This is a genomic window from Bacillus sp. UNC69MF, from assembly GCF_000746035.1.
Taxonomy (GTDB): domain Bacteria; phylum Bacillota; class Bacilli; order Bacillales; family Bacillaceae; genus Bacillus; species Bacillus velezensis.
The window spans coordinates 318,814-341,347 of the sequence record NZ_JQKM01000003.1 but is presented as its reverse complement, the minus strand read 5'-3'; the positions used below and the strand labels follow the sequence as shown (position 1 = coordinate 341,347).

Here is a 22,534-nt window from a genome sequence, read left to right as displayed (position 1 = left end):
CAACACGATCTCCTCTCAAAAGTCCGCATTTCTATGAATTTTGGAGCTGTTCTATCTCTTCGTCCGTCAGCCTTTGCCGCCAGATTGTGGCGCCCAGACCTTCAAGTTTTTTCTCAAGATTGCTGTAGCCGCGGTCTAAATGCTCGAGACCGGTAATTTCGGTTACGCCGTCAGCCATGAGCCCGGCGACGACCAGACAAGCGCCTGCACGCAGATCGCTCGCCTTTACTTTTGCGCCCTGAAGCTCGGCCGGACCGGTGATAATGGCCGACCTGCCTTCCACTTTCATGTTGGCCCCCATCCGTCTCAGCTCATCTATATGTTTAAATCGGGCCGAGTAGATGGTGTCGGTTACGACGCTCGTGCCGCTGGCTCTCGTTAACAGAGATGTCATCGGCTGCTGAAGATCAGTCGGGAATCCCGGGTAAACAAGCGTTTTTACGTCGACCGGTTTTATCTGCTTCTGCCCGCCGAGCATAAGAAGCTGATCGTCACTCGTCTCAATGTGAAAACCCATTTCCCTGAGCTTCGCCGTTAAAGACTCCAGGTGAGTCGGTATGACATTATCAATAATGACTTCTTTCCCCATCGCGGCGCCGGCGATCATAAAGGTGCCCGCCTCAATTCTGTCCGGAATGATCGTATGCCTGCATCCGTGCAGCTCTTTTACGCCGTCGATTCTGATTACATTGGTTCCCGCGCCTTTGATCTTTGCGCCCATGCTGGTGAGCAATGTGGCAACATCAATAATCTCAGGTTCCTTGGCGGCGTTTTCTATCACGGTTTTACCTTCAGCCAGTACAGCGGCAAGCATGATATTGATCGTCGCTCCGACGCTGACGACATCTAAATAAATCCGTGCGCCTCTCAGCCTTTCGGCGCGCAGATAAATCGCGCCTTGTTCATTGGTGACTTCCGCCCCAAGCGCTTCAAACCCTTTGATGTGCTGGTCAATCGGCCGCGGCCCGAGATGGCATCCGCCCGGCAGTCCGATGACCGCCTGTTTGAAGCGGCCCAGCATCGCGCCCATTAAGTAATAGGAAGCGCGGAGTTTTTTCACTTTGCCGTTGGGAAGCGGCATGCTGATCATCGGGGAAGGGTCGACGACCATTTCTCCTTTTTCAAAATGGACGTTTCCGCCGATTTCTTTCAGCAGGTCACGCAGCGTTTCAATATCTGAGATCTCCGGAAGCCCTTCGATCGTTACTTCGGAATTTGCCAGAATGGTTGCGGGTATCAATGCGACGGCGCTGTTTTTCGCGCCGCTGATATGTACGGTTCCGTTTAACGGATCGCCGCCGGCAATATTCAACTTTTCCATGATAGTCTCCTTCCATAAGAAGATAGCTGCGGAGCGTAAATAAAATGGCATTTTATTCTGTCTCTGCAAATAAAGCTCTTGTCCAAAATGTAGCCAATTCGAAGAGAAAGAATACAAGGACATTATAAAATAACAGGAAGAAAATAGCGAAGCTTTGCGGGGCATTTTTAACACAGGATGCACAGAGGCCCGCCGGGTTCACATTCCGGGGAAACACACTCTTCACTTTGATACTTAAGGCCCGCTGCCAAACAGGAAAACATAAGGGTGCGGCAAACGGATGCAACCGGTTTGCCGCCCTTTTCACCCTTATTTATTCCAGTCTGCCAAGAATTGCTCGATGCCTTTATCCGTTAACGGATGTTTCGCCAGCTGGTGAATGACTTTCAGCGGCATCGTACCGATATGTGCACCGCGTAAAGCGGCTTCAGTCACGTGCTGCGCATGACGGATGGAAGCTGCGATGATTTGTGTATCAATGTCATGAATGTCAAAAATCTGTCTTATTTCTGAAATCAGTTCAAGACCGTTATGGCCGATGTCATCCAGACGGCCTAAGAACGGAGATACATAAGTCGCCCCGGCTCTTGCCGCCAAAAGCGCCTGGTTGGCACTGAAGATGAGCGTTACGTTTGTTTTAATGTTCAGGTCGCTCAGCGCTTTTACGGCTTTTAACCCTTCAGACGTCATCGGTATTTTCACCGTGATATTCGGTGCGATTTTCGCAAGTTCTTTACCTTCTTCAATCATTTCTTCAGCATTCAGGGAAATGACTTCCGCGCTTACTGATCCGCTCACGACTTCCGTAATCTCACGAAGTCTGTCATGGAAAGACACGTCAGCTTCTTTCGCCACTAAACTAGGGTTTGTCGTAACTCCGGCAAGAACGCCAAGTTCATAAGCTTCTTTAATCTCGTCAATGTTTGCTGTATCAATGAAAAATAACATAAGGAAAGCCTCCCCAGTAATAAATTTTCAGAACTGTAAAACATGATTGCGCTTTCTAAAGGTAAGACATAAAACCGCCTGTCAATCCTGTCAGGCGGTTTATGGATGTTACATTGGATTAAGCTTGGTTTGAAGAACCGAACTCACGCATTTTGCCGATAACCGTTTCTTTGATCGCTTCACGAGCAGGTCCAAGATATTTACGAGGATCGTATTCGTTCGGCTTAGCTGCCAATGTTTCGCGGACAGCTTTTGCAGAAGAAATTTGGTTTTCAGTGTTTACGTTGATTTTAGCCGTACCAAGTGAGATTGATTTTTTAATGTCGGCAGTCGGAATTCCTGTACCGCCGTGAAGTACTAATGGAAGGCCGGTTGATTTGCCGATATCTTCCATTTCTTTGAAACCGAGGTTCGGTTCGCCTTTGTAAGGGCCGTGAACAGAACCCAGTGCAGGTGCAAGGCAGTCGATGCCAGTGCGCTCTACAAGTTCTTGACACTCTTTAGGGTCAGCATAGATTACGCCTTCAGCGATCACGTCATCTTCCTGTCCGCCTACAGTTCCAAGCTCAGCTTCAACTGAAACGCCGTGGAAATGAGCAAGCTCAACCACTTTAGCTGTAGTTGCTACGTTTTCCTCAAACGGGTGGTGAGATGCGTCGATCATTACAGAAGTGAAGCCTGCATGAATCGCTTTCGCACAAGATTCAAAGCTTGAACCGTGGTCTAAGTGAATGGCGACAGGAACTGTCACTTTGTATTCTTCCATAAGAGCTTTAACCATGGCAACCACTGTTTTGAAGCCGCCCATGTAGCGTCCCGCGCCTTCTGAAACACCAAGAATAACCGGGGATTTTTCCTCTTCTGCTGCTTGTAAAATAGCTTGAGTGAACTCAAGGTTATTTAGGTTAAATTGTCCAACAGCATATCCTTTTTCTTTAGCTGTATTCAACATTTCCGTCATTGAAACTAAAGGCATGTCGAAAGTCCTCCTTATGTAGCCTGATTTGCTTCTTCTCGAAAAAAGCTTTCCACCTATAGCATGACCATAAAAACCTGTCATATGTAAAACAACAGATCGCTTTTTCTCCATCTCTAGGATACCAACTTTTCGACAAATCGGCAACACAATGACATAATTGTTTCTAATTTTATTAATTCGATTTTAGAGGTAAATATTTTTTCACCGCGTCTCTGATCTCATCAATGTCAAAAGGTTTCGCAAAATGAGTCAGCGCTCCGAGCTCTTTTGATTCCTTAATCATATCGAGTTCTCCGTAAGCGGTCATGATAATGACGCGGATAGATTCGTCGATCATCTTCATGCGCTTGAGAATTTCGATTCCGTCCATGCCGGGGATTTTCATATCTAAAAGCACGAGATCGGGCCGTTCTTTCGTTACGATGTCCAGCGCCTGTATGCCGTTGGCGGCCTGAAACGTCTGGTACCCTTCTTTATGAAACACTTCATTGAGCAATATGCGTATACCGTATTGGTCATCTACGATTAAAATCTTTTCATTCATCATTTTACACCCCAATATTATCATTTTCGTCAAAAGGAAGCAGTTGTTTATGTATTCTGTTTGATTTTCACATTTCCTTTAATTATAATAGTCTACTTTCCGACATTTTCTGAGCATTTTCTCTTTTGTTGTATACTGTTCTTGTATGTGTAAAGGAGGTTTCACTCATGTTAAAGATATTTACGACGCAGCTTGCAGGCATTTTTTCCCGCATTCAGGATAAGGAATCCGAAGCAATAGAAGACGGCGCGCGCCTGCTGGCGCAGGCAGCCGTCAGCGGCCATACCATTTATTTATACGGCGCAAATGAGATGCAGGGCATTTTGTGCGAGGCGGAACTCGGCTCAGAACCGATGCCTTCCGTCAAAGCGTTTCCGGATACAGCTGATTCGATTACAGAAAGCGACAGGGTGCTGATGTTTTGTTCAGGTCCGGGCACGGCTGAAGAACAGGCGCTGGCTCAAAAGCTTTATGAAAAAAGGATCGGCCTCGTTGGCGTATCTCCTGTCATCAAAGATCAAACCGGGATTGAGGAATTTTGTGATGTTCATATTGACAGCAAATTAAAAATGCCGCTTCTGCCTGATGAAGACGGGACAAGATACGGCTTTCCTTCATTAATGACAGGCCTGTATGTCTATCACGCACTGTCCTTTACGTTAAAGGAAATGATGCAGGAATATGCCTGATGCAGAAAAAAGACTTGCCGCTTTTAAAGGAGGCAAGTCTTTTTTTATTACTTCTGTTCTGCAGCTTGTACGGAAGCACCGATAAAGTCTTTGAATAAAGGCTGAGGTCTTGTCGGTCTTGATTTGAACTCAGGGTGGAACTGGCAAGCGACATACCAAGGATGGTCTTTCAGCTCGATGATTTCCACAAGACGGCCGTCAGGGCTTGTTCCTGAGAACACAAAACCGTTCTCTTCCATTTGCTGTCTGTATTCGTTGTTGAATTCATAACGGTGGCGGTGGCGTTCGTATACCACTTCATCCGCATACGCTTCGAAGGCTTTCGTGTCTTCCTGAAGCTTACAAGGGTACAGTCCGAGACGAAGCGTTCCTCCAAGATCCTCGACATCTTTTTGTTCTGGCAGAAGGTCGATGATCGGATAAGGAGTGGACGGATCAATCTCCGCAGAGTGAGCCCCTTCCAGACCTAATACGTTTCGCGCATATTCAATGGATGCAATCTGCATACCGAGGCAGATGCCGAAGAACGGAATTTTATTCTCACGCGCATACTTGGCGGCGATGATTTTCCCTTCTACGCCGCGGTCTCCGAAACCGCCGGGCACGATGATTCCGTCTGTGCCGCTAGTCAGCTCTTGAATATTGCTTTCTGTCACTTCTTCGGCGTTAATCCATTTGATCTTCACATCAGCGTCAAACGCATAGCCGGCGTGGCGCAGTGATTCAACGACTGAAATGTAAGCGTCCTGAAGCTCGACGTATTTACCGACGAGGCTGATTGTAATGGTTTTAGACAAGTTTTTCACTTTCGTGACAAGGTCTTTCCATTCCGTCATATCCGGGTCTTTGCATTCTAATTTCATATGATCGCAGACAAGCTTATCGAGTCCCTGCTCCTGAAGGTTAAGCGGGATGGAGTAAAGGTTGTCCGCATCTTCGCACTCGATGACCGCTTTCGTGTCAATATCGCAGAAGAGCGCGATTTTATCTTTCATATCTTGAGAAATCGGCATTTCCGTGCGCACGACGATGATATTAGGCTGAATACCGAGGCTTCTCAGCTCTTTTACGCTGTGCTGCGTCGGTTTTGTTTTCAGCTCGCCCGCCGCTTTGATGTACGGAACAAGCGTACAGTGAATGTACATCACGTTTTCATGGCCGATGTCGCTTTTCATTTGACGGATGGCTTCAAGGAACGGAAGGGATTCGATGTCTCCCACTGTTCCGCCGATCTCAGTAATGACTACATCTGCGTTTGTTTCTTTGCCTGCACGGTACACGCGGTCTTTCAGTTCATTTGTGATGTGCGGAATGACCTGAACCGTTCCGCCGAGGTAGTCCCCGCGGCGCTCTTTTTTCAATACGGCAGAATAGATTTTACCAGTCGTCACGTTGCTGAATCTGTTCAGATTAATGTCAATGAACCGCTCATAATGCCCTAAGTCAAGGTCAGTCTCAGCGCCGTCATCGGTAACGAATACCTCACCGTGCTGGTACGGGCTCATCGTTCCCGGGTCAACGTTGATATAAGGGTCAAATTTTTGGATGGTGACGCTCATGCCTCTGTTTTTCAAAAGGCGGCCAAGTGACGCAGCCACAATTCCTTTTCCGAGTGATGATACAACTCCCCCGGTTACAAAAATATATTTCGTCATTTCGTTTGCTCCTCTCTTCGGTCTGCGCTACATTCCTTAAAATGTGCCGTTTTATAGAAAATCATTTCACTAAAAACAAATGATGTGTAAAAGAATTTGGGAGATGAAAATAAGAAAGCTCCCTTTCAATTTCTTGAAAGGGAGCGTAGCACTCTTATGAATTCTCTTCTTTTTGAAGAGCCCAAAATACATACTACATAGTTCGACAATGAAAGTCAAGATCGTTTTGCTGATATAAAATCAGTCTTTGCGATCCTCTTCCTCATCATCATAATCTTCCTCATCTTCTTCAATCATCTCGTCTTCGATCTCAAGCTCGTCGTCATCTTCTTCATCGATATCTTCGTCGTCAAAGCTGTCTGCTTCAAGGTCAATATCTTCTTCTATTTCATCGAGATCGATGTCATCTTCGTCAACTTCCTCGAATTCATCAAGGTCGAGATCTTCCTCAACGACTTTTTTCGCTTTTTTCTTTTTCGCTTTTACAGTCGGCTGCGTTTCTTCGTCCAGCTGATCGTACGGATACCAGCTGCGAAGCCCCCACGTCTGGTCTGACAGAGCAATAAAGCGGCCGTCAATGTTCAGGTCTGTATAAAATTGGGCGATACGGTCGCCCAGTTCCTCTTTCGTAACACCGAGCAAGGAGATCATTTCATTCAGCAGCTCCTGGAACGGAACCGGTTTTTTATGTTCTGAGAAAATTTCGTGAGCGATTTCAACTAAAGCCATCTGCTTCAGCTGTTCCTGAGAATATTGTTTGATACTCAAGGTCGGACACTCCCTTTCTATTACTTATATGTATCTGTTTCTATCCTATAATAAGAACGAATTTGTATTGTTTTGTTCATAAACCATACCTCTCATTATAAACAAATTAAAACAGAATATGCTACCCTTAACAGCGTAATTTAAGAAATTTTAGAGCCGTCCCTTCATAAATCGGCTGATGTGCGAAAACAAAGCCGCCGGCATATGCGCCGGCGGCCCGCTTCTTTCTATAAAGACTCTTGTTTTTCGATGCCGAATACAGACATGGCGAGCAATTCACTGACATCATAAGTGCCGATCGCGTCTTCGGCTTCTTTCGCTTTCGTACCGTCACCGAGCATGGTCAGACAGTAAGGACAGCCGGAGCTGATGACCGTCGGACTGACAGAAAGCGCCTGCTCAGTCCGGGCCGTGTTGATTCTCGCTCCCGTTTCTTCTTCCATCCACATGAGCCCTCCTCCGGCGCCGCAGCACATCCCGTTTTCGCGGCTGCGCTCCATTTCCTTCAATTGAACGCCCGGAATGGCTTTTAAGATCGCTCTCGGCGGCTCATACACTTCATTGTATCTTCCTAAATAGCACGAGTCATGGAAGGTAATCGTTTCATTCACCGGGTGAAGCGGTTTTAGTTTCCCCTGTGACACAAGCTCGGCTAATAATTCAGTATGATGATAGACTTCGGCCCGGAATCCGAAATCAGGATATTCATTTTTGAACATATTATAGGCGTGCGGATCAATCGTGACGATTTTTTTGATCCCGTGTTTTTCAAATTCGCCGATGTTGTGTTCCGCCAGCTCTTGGAACAGAAACTCGTTGCCCAAACGGCGCGGCGTATCGCCTGAGTTTTTTTCCTTATTGCCGAGAATCGCAAAGGATACGCCCGCTTCATTAAGCAGCTTTGCAAATGAGACGGCAATCTTTTGGCTCCTGTTATCGTAGGAACCCATTGATCCGACCCAAAACAAATAGTCGAACTCTTTGTCTTGTTTTTTCATTTCTTTCACTGTCGGAATTTCTGTATCAGCCTGCTCCCGCCAGTTCTCCCGCTCTTTCCGGTTTAAGCCCCACGGGTTTCCCTGTCTTTCAATGCTTGTCATGGCCCGCTGCGCGTCGCTGTCCATCTTCCCTTCCGTAAGCACAAGATAACGGCGAAGATCGATAATTTTATCAACGTGTTCATTCATGACCGGACATTGATCCTCACAGTTGCGGCAAGTGGTGCACGCCCAAATCTCCTCTTCCGTGATGACCTCGCCGATTAAGCTCGGGTTGTAATCAATGGCTGCGGCCGCTTCACGCGATCCTCCCCCTGAGGAAGCCGCGGCGAGCTGATTCGCTTTCGTGTGCTGAAAAACGGGCGCGGGCACCCACGGAGATTTTGACGTCACGGCAGCGCCTTTTTCCGTCAAATGGTCTCTGAGCTTTAAAATGAGGTCCATCGGCGAGAGCATCTTGCCCGTACCGGAGGCCGGACACATATTTGTACAGCGGCCGCATTCGACGCAGGCGTAAAGGTCGACAAGCTGAGAGCGGCGGAAGTCTTCAATCTTTCCGACGCCGTAGCTTTCTTTCGTCTCATCGGTGAAATCGATTTTTTCCAGCTTTCCTTTTGAATCCAGCCTGCTGAGGAACACATTCGCCGGACCCGCAATTAAGTGCGCATGCTTTGATTGCGGCACGTACACTAAAAAGCTGAGCAAAAACAACAGATGAAGCCACCATGAAACATAAAACACGGCGGCTGCCGCCGGCGCTGAAAGACCGCCGAGCACAAACGCAATAGAGGAAGCGATCGGCTCCGTCCAAGACAGAGAATGATCGTGCCATAAAAGGTTCATGGCGTTCCCGAGAAGCACCGTCACCATCAGTCCGCCGATAAACAGCAGGACAAGCCCCGCTTTAAACCCGCGTTTCAGTCTGACGAGTTTTTCAATGTAGCGCCGGTAAAACGCCCAGACTACGGCGACTAAAATCAGAAACGTGACGATTTCCTGAAAAAAGGTAAACGCCGGATAAAGCGGACCGAACGGCAGATGGCGGTCAGGAAGCAGCCCTTTCAGAATAAAATCAATTGCGCCGAACTGAACGAGTATAAAACCGTAAAAAAACAGAACGTGGATGATGCCGCTCTTTTTATCTTTCAGCAGTTTTTTTTGTCCGAACACATTCACCCATATCTTCTGAAGACGTTCTTTCAGGCGTTTATCAAATTCTTCCCTTTGGCCGAGCTTAATATAAGCGATCCTCGTTCTGATCAGGTAAACGAATAAATAAACGGCGTAAGCGGTTACAGCTGAAAACAGCAGCGCGTTTACCATGAGAAATGCGTTCATCTTGTCTCCCCCTTTGTTCTGATACCCCTCTTCATTGTCATATCTTTACTTTATCATAAATAATGAATGAGTGTTCAGTCAATAATTAAATTCACATTCTCAGGGCACACTACGAATACTTCGGAAAGGAGCGTCGGTATGAAGGTCATTTTTGTGTTGCTTGTCATTTTTATCATATTGATCGCACTTATGCTGCTTGATATGCTGCTTGGCCGGGCGGCGTACAAAAAACAGGCGTATGAGCCCGTTTTTGACCCGAAAAAGAGTGATATCACACTCATTCACTGCGGCAGCGAGCTTGTGCGGCAGATGACGGCTGATATCCGCCAAGCCGTCTCTTCTATTCATATGATGTTTTTTATTATGAAGAACGACCAAGTCAGCCATGAGATGTTTCATTTATTGAAGGAAAAGGCCCAGGCCGGCGTCTCCGTATATCTGCTGCTCGATTGGGCGGGCAGCCGCCAAGTGAAAAAGCCTTCCATTCAAACGATGAAAAAAGCCGGCGTTCACGTTCATTTTCTAAATAAACCGGCATTTCCGTTTCTTTTTTTCAGGCTGCAAAAACGGAATCACCGGAAAGTGACCGTCATTGACGGCAAAATCGGCTATGTCGGCGGTTTTAATATCGCTGAAGAGTACCTCGGCAAAAAAGCGAAGTTCGGAAACTGGGAGGATTATCACCTGCGGATGACCGGCGAAGGCACGGCGGATCTTCAGACTCTTTTTGTAAGCGATCTGAAACGAAACACCGGAAAAGCACCCGGATCACCCGGGGTTTATCCGGCATTATCCGAAGGGAATATCTCTCATAGGACATATGCATCTGACGGTTTTTCGCTTGAATCGCATTATGAAAACTGCATCCGTAAGGCGGAGAAAAAAATCATTATCGGCACGCCTTATTATGTACCGAGCAAAAAGCTTCAGGAAGCGCTTATTTCAGCCTGCCGAAAAGGCGTCAAAGTCATCTTGATCGTGCCGATGAAGTCAGACCACCCGCTCGTTCGGGAAACAGCTTTTACCTATTATCCCGAGCTTCTGAAAGCTGGCTGCCTCATCTATCGGTATTATCAAGGCTTTTATCATGTCAAAGCTTTCATTATTGATGACCGCATCAGCATTATCGGCACGCCGAATTTTGATAAACGGAGTCTGTTCTGGAATGAAGAGGTGAATGTCATCATTCATGATGAAGCCTTTACAAAGGAAGTGCTTTCAACCATAAAGCAGGACATCGAAAAATCCGAGCTTCTCACATTAGAAAAAGTGAAACAGCGCTCCGTCAGACAGCTTCCTGCAGAATGGCTGGGAAAGGCCATATCTTACTTTTTATAAAGGAGAAACCATATGCTGTTCAGATTCGGATTCGTCGCAAACGCCATGTGCCTTTGGGACGCGTCCCCCGCAAAAACCTTAACATATGCGCGCTATACCAAGCTTTCCCGCAGTGAGCGGAAAGACGCCCTGCTTTCTGTGACGAAAGCAAATCTTACCAATACGCTGCGCACCATCCACTATGTGATCAGCCACGGCATCCCGCTGTACAGGTTCTCAAGCTCGATTGTGCCGCTCGCCACCCATCCGGATGTGCTGTGGGATTTTGTCACGCCGTTTCGCCAGGAGTTTCGTGAGATCGGCGGGCTGGTCAGAAAATATGACCTCAGAACGAGCTTTCATCCGAACCAATTCACGCTTTTTACAAGCCCGAAACAGGAGATTACCGCAAATGCGGTCAAGGATATGGCCTATCATTATGACATGCTGGACGCAATGGGCATCGCGGACCGTTCCGTCATCAACATCCATGTCGGAGGCGCTTACGGTGACAAACAAAGCGCGCTTGGCCGTTTCCGCGTGAATCTGAAAGAACTTCCCGATGTCATCAAACAGCGGATGACTTTAGAAAACGATGATAAAACATACACGTCCGAGGAAACACTCAGTGTATGTGAGCAAGAAGGCATTCCGTTTGTGTTTGATTATCACCATTTTTACGCCAATCCGACCGATGACGCTGATTTAGATAACATTCTTCCGCGGATGATCAAAACATGGCAGCGGATCGGCTTAAAGCCGAAGGTCCATCTCTCCTCGCCAAAATCAGAATCAGCCATACGCAGTCATGCGGACTATGTGGATGCGAATTTTATTCTGCCGGTGCTGGAGCGGTTCAGACAATGGGATACGGACATCGATTTTATGATTGAGGCGAAAGAGAAAGACCGGGCGCTGCTCCGGCTCGCCGAAGAATTAAGCGCCATCCGCGGAGTCAAACGCCTGGCGGGCGGAGTGCTGAAGTGGAAGGCATAACCAGGTTTATCACCCGTTTATATGGGGAATTTCCGAAATAACAGACCATCAGACGGAGGAGAAAACATATGAAAAACATTACATCTTTGAAAATAGCCGCTAAGAAGTTCACTTTAAGAAACATGCTTCAGCTTTATCAGCTTTGCCACACGGGGGGCCACGAGCTGTATATCTACTCTAAAAAAACAATGTGCAAGATCAAAGATATCATTGAGCTGGAAACGTTCAGAATGGCCCATAAAGAACAAGAATATTTAATTGTAGTGGAAGGAAAGAAAGCGGTGCAGCTTGTTGACCGTTTCAAACATATCATCGAACCTGCGCAAAAAGAAGCCCATTAAATACAGACTACATAAAAAAGGATAGACAGGAGGCGCCTCGGCCCCCGCTCGTCTATCCTTTTTCTTTTATTAATGAATCAGCTCGCCGAATTGGGCCTGATGAAGTCTCTGGTACATGCCGCCGGATGCCAGCAGTTCCTTATGATGACCTTGTTCAGCGATGCCTTCTTTCGTGACGACGACGATCCTGTCCGCATCCTTAATCGTAGCCAGCCGATGGGCGATCACAAGCGTCGTGCGTCCTTCAGACAGCTCTTGCAGCGATTTTTGAATGGCGGCTTCCGTTTCTGTATCGAGGGCTGATGTAGCCTCGTCTAAAATTAAGATCGACGGGTTTTTCAAAAACATTCTGGCGATGGAAAGCCGCTGCTTCTGCCCGCCTGACAGTTTCACGCCGCGCTCGCCGATCACCGTGTTTAAACCGTCGGGATACCCGTTTACCAAGTCCTCTAAATGCGCCTGGCGGACGGCCTGCCAGATTTCTTCCTCAGACGCGTCGAGCCGCCCGTAAGCAATGTTTTCCCGCAATGTGCCGGAAAACAGAAAGACATCCTGCTGGACGACGCCGATTTGTCCGCGCAATGATGACAGCGTCATGTCCTTAATATCGATTCCGTCAATGGAAATCACGCCTTCAGACGGCTCATAAAAGCGCGGCAGCAGACTTGTCAGCGTTGATTTTCCCGCTCCCGAAGGCCCGACGAATGCGACTGTCTCCCCGGCATGAATGGACAAATTGATTCCCGACAGAACCGGACTGTTTTCTTCGTAACCGAATGACACACCATCATAACGGATATTCCCTTTTAAACCGGACACATGTCTCGCGTTCGGGGCGTCCTTGATATCAGGCTCCGTTTCCAGTATTTCTATAAAGCTTTTAAAACCGGCAATGCCTCTCGGATACATCTCAATAATCGCGTTGATTTTATCAATCGGACGGAACAGAACGTTCGCCAGCAGCACAAAAGCGACGAATTCCCCGTAAGATAACGATCCGCGGATCACGAACCATGTGCCGCACAATAAGACGAACAGCGTGACGAATCTTGTCAGCATGTAACTGATCGAGCCGTTTTTCGCCATGATTTTATATGACGTCAGCTTTGTTTTGCGGAAACGCTGATTGTTCACGTCAAACCGCTGCGTTTCAAACGCTTCATTGCTGAAAGCCTGAACAAGACGGATGCCGCCGATATTGTTTTCAACCCTCGCGCTGAAGTCTCCGACGTCTTTGTTCAGTTTTGTAAACGCAGAGGTCATTTTTTTATTGAAATACAAAGCAAGCCATATGACGACCGGCATAATGATAAAAGTCAACAGCGCGAGCTGCCAGTTAATAAACAGCATCACACCGAATGCGCCCAAAATCGTCATGATCGCGATAAACAGGTCTTCAGGTCCGTGGTGGGCGGTTTCTCCGATATACATCAAATCATTGGTGAGCTTGGACATTAAACTGCCCGTTTTGTTGTTATCGTAAAATTTGAACGAAAGCTTTTGCAGATGGTCGAAAAGCTTTTTCCGCATATCGGTTTCAATGTTAATGCCGAGCATATGGCCCCAATACGTCACAACATACTGAAGTGCCGAGCTGAGGGCGTAGACCCCGAATAAAGCAGCGGAAGTCAAAATAATCAGACTCCAATCCCGCCCCGGAAGCAATGTATCGATAAAGTAATTGACAATCAGAGGAAAACTCAGCTCCATCAATCCGCCGGCGATGGCAGAAAAGAAGTCGAGAAAAAACAGCTTTTTGTACGGTTTATAATAAGAAAAAAATTGTCGCAGCACGATTCCGTCCTCCTTGTGCCTCGTTCTTAATGATAATATTTCTCAATTATACTATACACAAGGAGTTTTAAAAGCGTTTTTTATAAAACGCCGGAAAATAACCGTGCGAAGGATTCCTTCGTTCTTTCCCATAATGTGCGCTTATAGAAACGGACGGGGCTGATTTTTTCAGACTCCTTCATATCCTCCAGATAATGCGCTTCAAGATCTTTGATCGCCTCTTGATCTGTAAAAAAGACATTGACTTCAAAGTTCAGCTGAAAGCTTCTCATGTCCATATTCGCCGTCCCGACAGAGGCGAGGTTTCCGTCAGTGATGAGCACCTTTTGATGCATAAAGCCTTTTTGATAAGAATAGACTTCGATTCCTTCGCGAAGAAGCTCGGGGAAATACGATCTCGTCGCGTACTGGGTTAAAAATCCGTCATTGGTTTCCGGCACCATGACACGCACCCGGACGCCTCTGGCAGCAGCCTCCTTTAGCGCTGTGCGGATCGGCTCATTCGGCACGAAATAAGGCGTCGCGATCCATACAGACGATTCGGCCGCCGCTATCATGGCATAATACAGATCGCTCATCCGCTCCTTCATATCGGGGCCTGTCGGAACGACTTGATAGACGCCGCCGCTTTCTGCCGCAACCGGGCGGGTATATGCTTTCCGATCAATCAGCACCTCATCCGAAACGTATTCCCAATCAAGCATAAAAATGCTGTGGAGCGTCTGAACGATTTCTCCTTCGACTTTCATATGGGTGTCCCGCCAAAAGCCGACATCTTGGTCTTTGCCGATATACTCCTTGCCGACATTCAGCCCGCCGACAAAACCGACTTTCCCGTCAACGATGACGATCTTGCGGTGATTTCTGAAATTGAATTTTTGGTTGAAAAAACCGTATTTCAGCGGCAGAAAAGGGACGATGTTCACGCCCGCGCGTTTCAGTTTTTTAATATCTTTTCCGGCCAGCTTCAGGCTGCCGGCCGCGTCGAACAAAAACCGCACTTCCACACCTTGACGCGCCTTTTCCATCATAATGTCCATCATCTTGTGCCCGAGCATGTCTGATTTGAACATGTAATACTCAATATGTATAAATGACGCGGCCTCCCGGAGCGCCTCAAACAGCTCCGGAAATGTTTCGTCCCCGTTTTTGAGCACCTTCAGCCTGCTTTTTGTATTGATATTCATATGGGACGCTTTGATTGAATATTGAAAGAAACGCTTCTGATTTCCTTTCAGCCCGGTCAGGTCGGGAGTTTGTTCCATATCAAATATCGTTCTCAGCTTTTCCCGGTTGTATGTCCGTTTCGACCTGAACAGCTTGCCTTTTTCATAAAGCTGGCCGGAAAAAAGGTAAAATAAGTACCCGGCGATCGGAAAAAACACAAGAATATGAATCCATAACAGCGTGTGCTGCGAGGTGCGGTTTTCAAGAATTAACGAATAAATGCTGAACAAAATAATGCTTGCATAACAAAGCACCCCTCCGTAAAACTCAAGCCTGGAAACCGGAAAAAACCATATGACATATGCTCCGATAAGCATCATATATAAAAAGCAAAATTCCAGTCTCCTTTTCAGCATCCCGACTCTCTCCCATCTGATCCGATATCTCTGTATACCCTCTGTTTTCCGGCTTGTAAACATATGAAAAAGCCTCTCCGCACGAGCGGAAAGGCTTATGATGAAGCTTCCTGTGATTGGCCGGGTGTGATGTTCTGAAGCAATGCCGGATTGAGCGAGCAGCTGCCTTTGATTTTATTTTTGAAGATGCCGATGATCAGACCGGTGACCGCTATCGACACTAAGGAGAAGAGCCCTTTCAGCAACCCGACGGAAAAAATGCCGGCCAGCACGACGCCAAAATCGAAGAGGAAATTAACGGCACCCGGATTCCATCCGCAGCGCTTTTGCAGAAATAAAGCGAGGATATTGGCGCCGCCGAGCGATGCCTGATGATAAAACATGAGCGACAGGCCGAACCCGATCAGCGCCCCGCCGCAAATCGCCCCGGCAAGCGGTGAAACAGAGACCGGCGGCAGCCAGTGATCCGTGCCGGTAAACAGAGTCAGTACTGTGACTGCAAAAACGGTGGATAGAGTGAATTTGATTCCCATTCTGATGAGAGAAAATATATAAAACGGGATATTAATCAGAAAGAAGATAATCGCAAACGAGGAATGAAACAAGTATGACAGGCTTAGTGACAGTCCCGCTGTTCCGCCGGTTAATACATGAGAATGTCTGAGTGTCAGGACGCCGGCGCTTGTCATCAGACAGGCGGCTAAAATGAGGAAAATCCGCTTCATTCTTCACTCTCCTTTTGTTGCTGTTATTTCCAAATAAAACATAACAGGAATCCCGGCCGCCCAGCCATTACCTTGGCAGAAAATATCTTATGTTTTTATTTTTTCACCATAAAAAATCCCCCTCTTGCAGGGGGGATTTTTACGTGCGTTTCCGATAGACAACATAGCTGCGGGTCAAATACTTGAGGGGCAGGCTGAACACGTGAACCAATCTTGTAAACGGCCAGAGGATAAAAACGACGTACCCTATGATGATATGAAACTTAAACCATAGCGGGACACTTTCCATCAAAGAAGCGTCAGGCCGGAACAAAACAATTTCCCTGAACCACGGCCCGACTGTTGCCCTGTAATCAAATCCTTTCGAGTCAATGTTGAGGAACGTGGCCGCAACGCCCGACAGCATCATGAACAGCAGCAGAATAAGCGTCAAGATATCCGATGGCGAGCTGGTTTTGCGGATTCTTTTGTCAAACAGCCTTCTGTATGTCAGGATGACAAGTCCGGCACATGCAGCAATCCCCGCCGGCAGGCCTGCGCCGATCGCCATTTTGTGATACATATGCTCTGAAATGCCAAGAGAAGCATACACGCCTTCCGGGATCAGAATTCCCATGACATGTCCGCCGACAACGCACAGCAGTCCCCAATGAAAAAGTGTGCTGCCAGCGGCGAGTTTTTTCTTTTCTAACAGCTCGCTTGATTTCGCCGTCCAGCCGAATTGGTCATGCTGATAGCGGTAAATATGCCCGCCGATAAAGATCGTCAATACAATGTATGGCATAACGCCCCACAGGATCTGCCCGCTCATGCCTGAACAGCCCCTTCTTCAATGCTTTCACGTACACCGATGTTTTCCAGTGCGGCCTGCAGCACGTGCAGCAGCTCAGCATAGATGCTGTTATTTTTTTCGAGGCGGGAAGCCAGCTCCCTCACATTGGACAGGTATTTCTCAAACACGCTTCTCGCCGCTTCAATCTCCGCAACCGCGGCGAATTCCAGCATCAGCGGCAGGTAATCAGGCAGTTCTTTCTCTGTCGGCAGGAAACCGGATTGCTGGTAGGTGTTTTTTAAATGCAGCAATTCAATGCCGCGCTCCCTTTGTTCGCCTGAGTTAAAGTAGGTGACGTACATATTCGTTTTTTTTCCGAAATCGAACGTATACACATAGTGTTCAATCAGCGCTTGCGGAGAAAAGCCGGCTGCCGCCTCTAAAAAGTGCAGCAATTTCTCACGGATTTGCTGATTGGTGATGTCATGGATAAGAGCCTTCCAATCGGGAATCTCGGCTCTCCACTCTTCCTCCGGATATGAGAGAAGAACGGAAAGAGCGGAGAACGTCATTTGCCGGTCTGTGGTGTTCATGTTATTACACCTCATTTATGAAAAGTTAGAAACAAGAGCCCGGGCCGCCTGAAAATGATAAGCCGCAGCTCCCTTGTTCAGCATATAAATCTGACACTTCTTCTCGATGGCTGCTCGGGATCACAAAACGGTCATCATATTTGGCGATTGCCAGCAGCCGATACATGTCTTCAATTTGCTGTTCTGTTAAGCCGACACTGGAGACCAATGCCGGGTCGATGGATTTATTTGTCTGAACCGCCCTCATATACTGGCGCATGACAGACATTTTCTTTAACGTGGATCGAATATGATCCGTATCACCGGCCGTTAATAACTGCGCCAAATAGTCAATCGGAATTCTCATTTGGTCGATAGCCGGAAAAATCGCTTCCGCCGTTTGCCGGCTGCCTTTTCCTTCAAAGAGATTCATAATCGGGCTGAGCGGCGGAATGTACCAAACCATCGGCAGCGTACGGTACTCAGGGTGAAGCGGAAGCGCAATCTTCCAGTCAATGATCATTTTATAGATCGGCGATTGCTGCGCAGCCTCTATCCATTCAGCTGGGATGCCTTGTTCTTTTGCCAGTTTGCCAATCTCAGGATCATTCGGATCAAGAAAAACGTCCAGTTGGGAATGGTAGAGATCCTTTTCATTTTCAACCGATGCCGCTTCCTCCACTTTGTCCGCGTCATACAGCATGACGCCGAGATAGCGGATTCTGCCGACACACGTTTCAGAGCAGATAGTCGACAGCCCCGCCTCCAAGCGCGGAAAGCAGAGTGTGCATTTTTCCGCTTTGTTCGTTTGCCAGTTAAAATAGACTTTTTTATAAGGACAGGATGAGACGCAATATCTCCATGAACGGCATGCGTTTTGATCAACGAGTACGATGCCGTCTTCCTCGCGTTTGTACATGGCGCCGGACGGGCAGGAGGACACGCACGCCGGATTGATGCAGTGTTCGCAAATACGCGGCAGATACATCATAAAGACTTCATCGAATTCTGTTTTGATCGATTCCTCCATTTTTTGCACGTTTGGATCTTCAAGCCCTGTAATATGGCCGCCCGCGAGATCATCCTCCCAGTTCGGGCCCCATTCGATATTCATAAAATCCCCCGTCAAGGACGATTTCGGGCGCGCTACCGGCTGGTGTTTTTTCTGCGGGCTGTTTGTTAATGTTTCATAATCATAGTTCCAAGGTTCATAGTAGTCATCAATCGTCGGCTGGTTCGGGTTATAGAAAAGGCCTGCGAGCCGATTCGTTTTCGGGCCTGATTTCAGTTCAAGCTTTCCTTTTTTCAACGTCCAGCCGCCTTTATATTTGTCCTGGTCCTCCCATTGCTTCGGGTAGCCGATGCCCGGCTTTGTTTCTACATTATTGAAGTACATATATTCCGCACCGGAACGGTTTGTCCACGTGTTTTTGCAGGTGACGCTGCACGTGTGGCAGCCGATGCATTTATCCAAGTTCATGACCATCCCGATTTGCGCTTTAATCTTCAAGCCAATCGACCTCCTTCAGCTTGCGGATGACGACATTCAGATCGCGCTGATTCCCCGTCGGACCGTAATAGTTAAAGCCGTAACTGAGCTGGGCATAGCCCCCGATCATCTGGGTCGGCTTGACGTGAATCCTTGTCGGGCTGTTATGGGTGCCTCCGCGGTTATTCGTCAGTTTTGTGCCGGGCACATTGATGTGGCGGTCCTGGGCATGGTGCATAAACGCCATTCCTTTAGGAATCCGGTGAGACAAAACCGCTCTCGCGACGACAACGCCGTTTCGGTTGAAGCATTCAATCCAATCGTTGTCTTTGATATCCGTGTCCTCTGCGTCATCTTTATTCATCCACACGGTCGGCCCGCCGCGGAACAGCGTCAGCATCGGCAGAGAATCAAAATACATGCTGTGGACGGACCATTTATTATGCGGCGTCAAATAATTAAGAACGATTTCTTTGCCCTCTTGATCAGGCCGCTTGCTTAGGAACGGGCGGTGCTGGAGGATCGGTTTAAATGTCGCCATCGTTTCACCGAATTCCATCATCAGTTCATGATCGACATAATAGGATTGTCTGCCGGTCAGCGTCCGCCACGGAATTAATTTTTCCACATTCGTCGTAAACGGCGAATACCTGCGCCCTCCTTTTTCTGAGCCGGTAAAGGCCGGAGAGGTGATGACCGTTTTCGGCTGGGCTGTAATTTGCTCGAACGTAAAGCATTCTTCCTCGCGCTCTTCCGCCAGGTCTTTCAGCTCCAGATTGGTAATGTTTTCAAGTGATTCCCATGCTTTCACGGCGACTTTTCCATTTGAGGTGGACGACAGGGTTAAAATCGCTTCCGCCGCCTGCTTCGCTTCACTTATATTCGGGCATCCTTTGGCAACGCTGTTTGAAGAATCAGTTTCTCCCAGTCTCTGTTTGAGTGATTCATATTCATCCGCAATCGACCAGCTCATCCCTTTTGTTCCGCTCGGTTTTAAAGCCGTATTAGGGCCAAGCGCGGTCATTTTATGAAAAATGTGTTTGTAATCCCGTTCAACGACATGGATGTTCGGCATCGTTTTTCCCGGAATGGGTTCACATTCACCCTTGCTCCAGTCATTGATTTTGCCGAACGGCTGGGCCAATTCCTGCATCGTGTCGTGGAGGAGCGGCGTTGCGACTACCTCTTTCACCGGCTCCATATCGACTTCTTCCGCCAGATCGGAAACGGCTTTTGACAGCGCCTTAAAAATATCCCAGTCTGACTTCGATTCCCACGGCGCCGAGATGGCCGGAGCAAATGGATGAATAAACGGATGCATATCCGTGCTGCTGAGATCGTGTTTTTCATACCATGTCGCCGCCGGCAGCACGATATCGGAATACAGCGCCGTACCCGCCATTCGAAAATCAAGATTGATTAACAAGTCGAGCTTGCCTTCCGGCGCCTGCTCCCGCCATTTGATTTCTTTAGGGCGGATGCTGTCGCTGTCGTCATTCATCAGACCGTTCGTCGTCCCCAGCAGATGCTTGAGAAAATATTCATGCCCTTTCCCTGAGCTTGAGATCAGATTTGCCCGCCATACGAAGAGATTCCTTGGGAAATTCACTTCATTGTCAGGGTCTTCAATCGCGAATTTCAGTTTTTTTTCTTGAAGCCGTGAGGCCACGTACGCACCTACGTCTTCAGGTGTCGCCGCCCCCGCTTTCTCAGCTTCTTTGTACAGATCAATGCCGTTTTGATTGAATGTCGGGTAAGACGGAAGCCACCCTAATCGCGCCGCCAGCACATTGTAATCGGCGTGATGCTTGTAGCGGGATGACGCGGCGATCGGTGAAGCCAAGTCACTGATCGGCTGGTCTTCATAACGCCACTGGTCTGTCGCAAAGTAAAAAAATGAGGTGCCGTTTTGCAGCTTAGGCACGCCTTCCCAGTCCTTTGCGGTTGCAATCGTCTGCCACCCTTCAGCCGGACGGAGTTTTTCCTGCCCCACGTAATGGGCCCAGCCTCCGCCGTTTACGCCTTGGGCGCCTACGAGTAAAACAAGATTTAACACCGCACGGTAAATCGTGTCGGAGTTGAACCAGTGGTTAATACCCGCCCCTACGATAATCATGGATCTGCCGTCTGTATCGATCGCATTTTGGGCAAACTCCCTGGCAATCTGTATAACGGCTTCTCTTTTAATTCCCGTGATCTGTTCCTGCCAGGCAGGTGTGAACGGACGGGGATCATCATAGGATGCGGCTGATTGTCCGCCGATGCCCCGGTTCACGCCGTAGTTGGCCAATATCAAGTCAAACACGGTCGTGACGTACGTCTCTTCACCGTTCAGATCCAATTTTTTAATAGGAAGATCCCGCTCAAGCACTTTGTTTCCGTCATCTGAAAAATACGGAATGCGCACTGAGCCGATTTCGTCCTCTATTCCGAGCACTGAGAGACGGGGCTCAATCTGTTCCCTGGTGTCTTCGTCGATCATGTGCAGATTCCATTTCTGCTGCCCGTCCCAGCGGGAGCCCATTGTGCCTTGCGGTATGGCAAACGCACCTGTCTGTTCATTCCAGACCGCCGGCTTCCACTGATCATTTTTTGTCTGCCGCCCGATGTCTTTTGCATGCAGAAACCGTCCCGCTGTATACACGCCGTTCTCTTTTGAAAGAGTGACGAAGAATGGAAAATCGGTGTATTGCTTCGCGTACTCAATAAAACGTTCAGTTTCTTGGTTCACGTAAAATTCCTGCAAAATGACGTGACCCATCGCCATCGCAAGCGCCCCGTCAGTCCCCTGGCGGATACTCAGCCAGTCATCTGCGAACTTTGAGGATTCCGCAAAATCGGGACTGATCGAAATGACTTTAGCGCCTTTATAGCGGGCTTCCGCCAGAAAGTGCGCATCAGGCGTTCTCGTTAACGGAACGTTGGAGCCCCATGTGATGATATAGCCTGAATTGTACCAATCACTGCTCTCCGGAACGTCCGTCTGGTCGCCCCAAATTTGCGGGGACGCCGGCGGAAGATCCGCATACCAGTCATAAAAACTGAGCATTGGGCCGCCGATTAACGACATGAATCGCGAACCTGATGCGTGGCTGATCATGGACATCGCCGGGATCGGAGAAAAACCGACATTCCGGTCAGGCCCGTATTTCATCACTGTATACAGCAGAGAGGCTGAAATCAGCTTCAGCACCTCCGGCCATTCCGCGCGGACAAAGCCGCCTTTCCCCCTTGCCTGTTTATAGGACTTCGCTTTTTCAGGGTTTTCAACGATCGATTTCCAGGCATCCAGCGGATTTTGATGCGCCTGCAATGCTTCCCGCCACAAATTGATCAGCACACCGCGTACATATGGATATTTCACACGGAGCGGGCTGTAGATGTACCAAGAAAAACTGGCCCCCCGCGGGCAGCCTCTCGGTTCGAAATCAGGCATATCCGGGCCTGTTGATGGATAATTCAAGTTTTGTCCTTCCCACGTGACAATTCCGTTTTTTACATAAATATTCCAGCTGCAAGAACCCGTGCAGTTGACGCCGTGGGTGGAGCGAACGACTTTGTCGTACTGCCATCTGTTTCTGTATACATTCTCCCAATCACGATCTTCGCTTGTCGTTTGGCTATGGTTATTTGAATGATGTTCGATAGGAGAAAAATAGTTTAATCTCCTGAGCAACGGACTCATTTTCTTTTTCTTCATGATCG

At 48.1% G+C, this 22,534-nt stretch carries 18 protein-coding genes; 4 read left to right on the top strand and 14 right to left on the bottom strand.

The window, feature by feature from the left end; all coding sequences use genetic code 11:
* Window positions 1-31: 31 nt before the first annotated feature.
* The 4 genes from BR62_RS0101670 to spo0F all read right to left on the bottom strand — a co-directional run bounded on the left by BR62_RS0101670 (window position 32) and on the right by spo0F (window position 3,795).
* On the bottom strand, window positions 32-1,321 hold the full coding sequence (locus tag BR62_RS0101670) for a UDP-N-acetylglucosamine 1-carboxyvinyltransferase (RefSeq protein ID WP_007407612.1): 1,290 nt from the start codon (window positions 1,319-1,321) through the stop codon (window positions 32-34).
* A 309-nt stretch (window positions 1,322-1,630) separates the two neighbouring features.
* Window positions 1,631-2,269, bottom strand: a complete 639-nt coding sequence (gene fsa / locus BR62_RS0101665; protein WP_007407613.1) for a fructose-6-phosphate aldolase — start codon at window positions 2,267-2,269, stop codon at window positions 1,631-1,633.
* Between the two features lie 118 nt (window positions 2,270-2,387).
* A complete protein-coding gene (locus BR62_RS0101660) occupies window positions 2,388-3,245 on the bottom strand; it encodes a class II fructose-bisphosphate aldolase (protein ID WP_003151102.1) in 858 nt (285 codons plus the stop codon).
* A 175-nt stretch (window positions 3,246-3,420) separates the two neighbouring features.
* Window positions 3,421-3,795: a sporulation initiation phosphotransferase Spo0F gene (gene spo0F, locus BR62_RS0101655; RefSeq protein WP_012118670.1), complete on the bottom strand. Its 375-nt coding sequence runs from the start codon at window positions 3,793-3,795 to the stop codon at window positions 3,421-3,423.
* Window positions 3,796-3,959: 164 nt separating this feature from the next.
* Here spo0F and BR62_RS0101650 point away from each other — a divergent pair, with 164 nt between their 5' ends.
* Window positions 3,960-4,481: a DUF2529 domain-containing protein gene (locus BR62_RS0101650; protein WP_032869466.1), complete on the top strand. Its 522-nt coding sequence runs from the start codon at window positions 3,960-3,962 to the stop codon at window positions 4,479-4,481.
* Window positions 4,482-4,528: 47 nt separating this feature from the next.
* Here BR62_RS0101650 and pyrG read toward each other — a convergent pair whose 3' ends face one another.
* The 3 genes from pyrG to BR62_RS0101635 all read right to left on the bottom strand — a co-directional run bounded on the left by pyrG (window position 4,529) and on the right by BR62_RS0101635 (window position 9,240).
* On the bottom strand, window positions 4,529-6,136 hold the full coding sequence (pyrG, locus tag BR62_RS0101645; RefSeq protein WP_007407615.1) for a glutamine hydrolyzing CTP synthase: 1,608 nt from the start codon (window positions 6,134-6,136) through the stop codon (window positions 4,529-4,531).
* 240 nt (window positions 6,137-6,376) lie between these two features.
* Entirely contained in the window at window positions 6,377-6,904 is a 528-nt protein-coding gene (rpoE, locus tag BR62_RS0101640; protein WP_007407616.1) for a DNA-directed RNA polymerase subunit delta, read from the bottom strand.
* Between the two features lie 227 nt (window positions 6,905-7,131).
* On the bottom strand, window positions 7,132-9,240 hold the full coding sequence (locus tag BR62_RS0101635; RefSeq protein WP_032869464.1) for a (Fe-S)-binding protein: 2,109 nt from the start codon (window positions 9,238-9,240) through the stop codon (window positions 7,132-7,134).
* 138 nt (window positions 9,241-9,378) lie between these two features.
* On the opposite strand from BR62_RS0101635, the gene cls (BR62_RS0101630) reads away from it, so the two are divergent.
* From cls (BR62_RS0101630) to BR62_RS0101620, 3 genes are all read left to right on the top strand, one after another.
* Window positions 9,379-10,578 (top strand): cardiolipin synthase, encoded by a 1,200-nt coding sequence (cls, locus tag BR62_RS0101630; RefSeq protein ID WP_020954350.1) that lies wholly within the window; start codon window positions 9,379-9,381, stop codon window positions 10,576-10,578.
* A gap of 12 nt (window positions 10,579-10,590) precedes the next feature.
* Window positions 10,591-11,553 (top strand): UV DNA damage repair endonuclease UvsE, encoded by a 963-nt coding sequence (gene uvsE, locus BR62_RS0101625; protein ID WP_007407619.1) that lies wholly within the window; start codon window positions 10,591-10,593, stop codon window positions 11,551-11,553.
* Window positions 11,554-11,621: 68 nt separating this feature from the next.
* Window positions 11,622-11,894 (top strand): hypothetical protein, encoded by a 273-nt coding sequence (locus BR62_RS0101620; protein WP_003151087.1) that lies wholly within the window; start codon window positions 11,622-11,624, stop codon window positions 11,892-11,894.
* Between the two features lie 69 nt (window positions 11,895-11,963).
* Here the strand turns inward: BR62_RS0101620 and BR62_RS0101615 are convergent, their stop codons facing one another.
* From BR62_RS0101615 to BR62_RS0101585, 7 genes are all read right to left on the bottom strand, one after another.
* The gene (locus BR62_RS0101615) at window positions 11,964-13,688 is read right to left on the bottom strand and encodes an ABC transporter ATP-binding protein (protein ID WP_032869462.1); all 1,725 of its coding nucleotides are present in this window, start codon (window positions 13,686-13,688) and stop codon (window positions 11,964-11,966) included.
* 80 nt (window positions 13,689-13,768) lie between these two features.
* Window positions 13,769-15,271 (bottom strand): cardiolipin synthase, encoded by a 1,503-nt coding sequence (gene cls, locus BR62_RS0101610; protein ID WP_007407622.1) that lies wholly within the window; start codon window positions 15,269-15,271, stop codon window positions 13,769-13,771.
* Between the two features lie 95 nt (window positions 15,272-15,366).
* Window positions 15,367-15,996 carry a YitT family protein gene (locus BR62_RS0101605; protein WP_032869460.1) on the bottom strand — a complete coding sequence of 210 codons (630 nt, stop codon included), beginning with the start codon at window positions 15,994-15,996 and terminating at the stop codon, window positions 15,367-15,369.
* A 139-nt stretch (window positions 15,997-16,135) separates the two neighbouring features.
* Window positions 16,136-16,807, bottom strand: a complete 672-nt coding sequence (gene narI, locus BR62_RS0101600) for a respiratory nitrate reductase subunit gamma (protein ID WP_007407624.1) — start codon at window positions 16,805-16,807, stop codon at window positions 16,136-16,138.
* Complete coding sequence (narJ, locus tag BR62_RS0101595) at window positions 16,804-17,361, bottom strand: nitrate reductase molybdenum cofactor assembly chaperone (protein WP_032869458.1); 558 nt, start codon at window positions 17,359-17,361, stop codon at window positions 16,804-16,806. The genes narI and narJ overlap by 4 nt, the downstream gene beginning before the upstream one ends.
* 25 nt (window positions 17,362-17,386) lie before the next feature.
* Complete coding sequence (gene narH, locus BR62_RS0101590; protein WP_032869456.1) at window positions 17,387-18,850, bottom strand: nitrate reductase subunit beta; 1,464 nt, start codon at window positions 18,848-18,850, stop codon at window positions 17,387-17,389.
* Window positions 18,840-22,529: a nitrate reductase subunit alpha gene (locus BR62_RS0101585; RefSeq protein WP_032869454.1), complete on the bottom strand. Its 3,690-nt coding sequence runs from the start codon at window positions 22,527-22,529 to the stop codon at window positions 18,840-18,842. The genes narH and BR62_RS0101585 overlap by 11 nt, the downstream gene beginning before the upstream one ends.
* Between the last annotated feature and the right edge of the window lie 5 nt (window positions 22,530-22,534).

Coding starts and splice junctions, on each gene's coding strand:
- BR62_RS0101670 (WP_007407612.1), bottom strand. CDS start 1,321: ATGGAAAAGTTGAATATTGCCGGCGGCGATCCGTTAAACGGAACCGTA.
- fsa (WP_007407613.1), bottom strand. CDS start 2,269: ATGTTATTTTTCATTGATACAGCAAACATTGACGAGATTAAAGAAGCT.
- BR62_RS0101660 (WP_003151102.1), bottom strand. CDS start 3,245: ATGCCTTTAGTTTCAATGACGGAAATGTTGAATACAGCTAAAGAAAAA.
- spo0F (WP_012118670.1), bottom strand. CDS start 3,795: ATGATGAATGAAAAGATTTTAATCGTAGATGACCAATACGGTATACGC.
- BR62_RS0101650 (WP_032869466.1), top strand. CDS start 3,960: ATGTTAAAGATATTTACGACGCAGCTTGCAGGCATTTTTTCCCGCATT.
- pyrG (WP_007407615.1), bottom strand. CDS start 6,136: ATGACGAAATATATTTTTGTAACCGGGGGAGTTGTATCATCACTCGGA.
- BR62_RS0101635 (WP_032869464.1), bottom strand. CDS start 9,240: ATGAACGCATTTCTCATGGTAAACGCGCTGCTGTTTTCAGCTGTAACC.
- cls (WP_020954350.1), top strand. CDS start 9,379: ATGAAGGTCATTTTTGTGTTGCTTGTCATTTTTATCATATTGATCGCA.
- uvsE (WP_007407619.1), top strand. CDS start 10,591: ATGCTGTTCAGATTCGGATTCGTCGCAAACGCCATGTGCCTTTGGGAC.
- BR62_RS0101620 (WP_003151087.1), top strand. CDS start 11,622: ATGAAAAACATTACATCTTTGAAAATAGCCGCTAAGAAGTTCACTTTA.
- cls (WP_007407622.1), bottom strand. CDS start 15,271: ATGCTGAAAAGGAGACTGGAATTTTGCTTTTTATATATGATGCTTATC.
- BR62_RS0101605 (WP_032869460.1), bottom strand. CDS start 15,996: ATGAAGCGGATTTTCCTCATTTTAGCCGCCTGTCTGATGACAAGCGCC.
- narI (WP_007407624.1), bottom strand. CDS start 16,807: ATGAGCGGGCAGATCCTGTGGGGCGTTATGCCATACATTGTATTGACG.
- narJ (WP_032869458.1), bottom strand. CDS start 17,361: ATGAACACCACAGACCGGCAAATGACGTTCTCCGCTCTTTCCGTTCTT.
- BR62_RS0101585 (WP_032869454.1), bottom strand. CDS start 22,529: ATGAAGAAAAAGAAAATGAGTCCGTTGCTCAGGAGATTAAACTATTTT.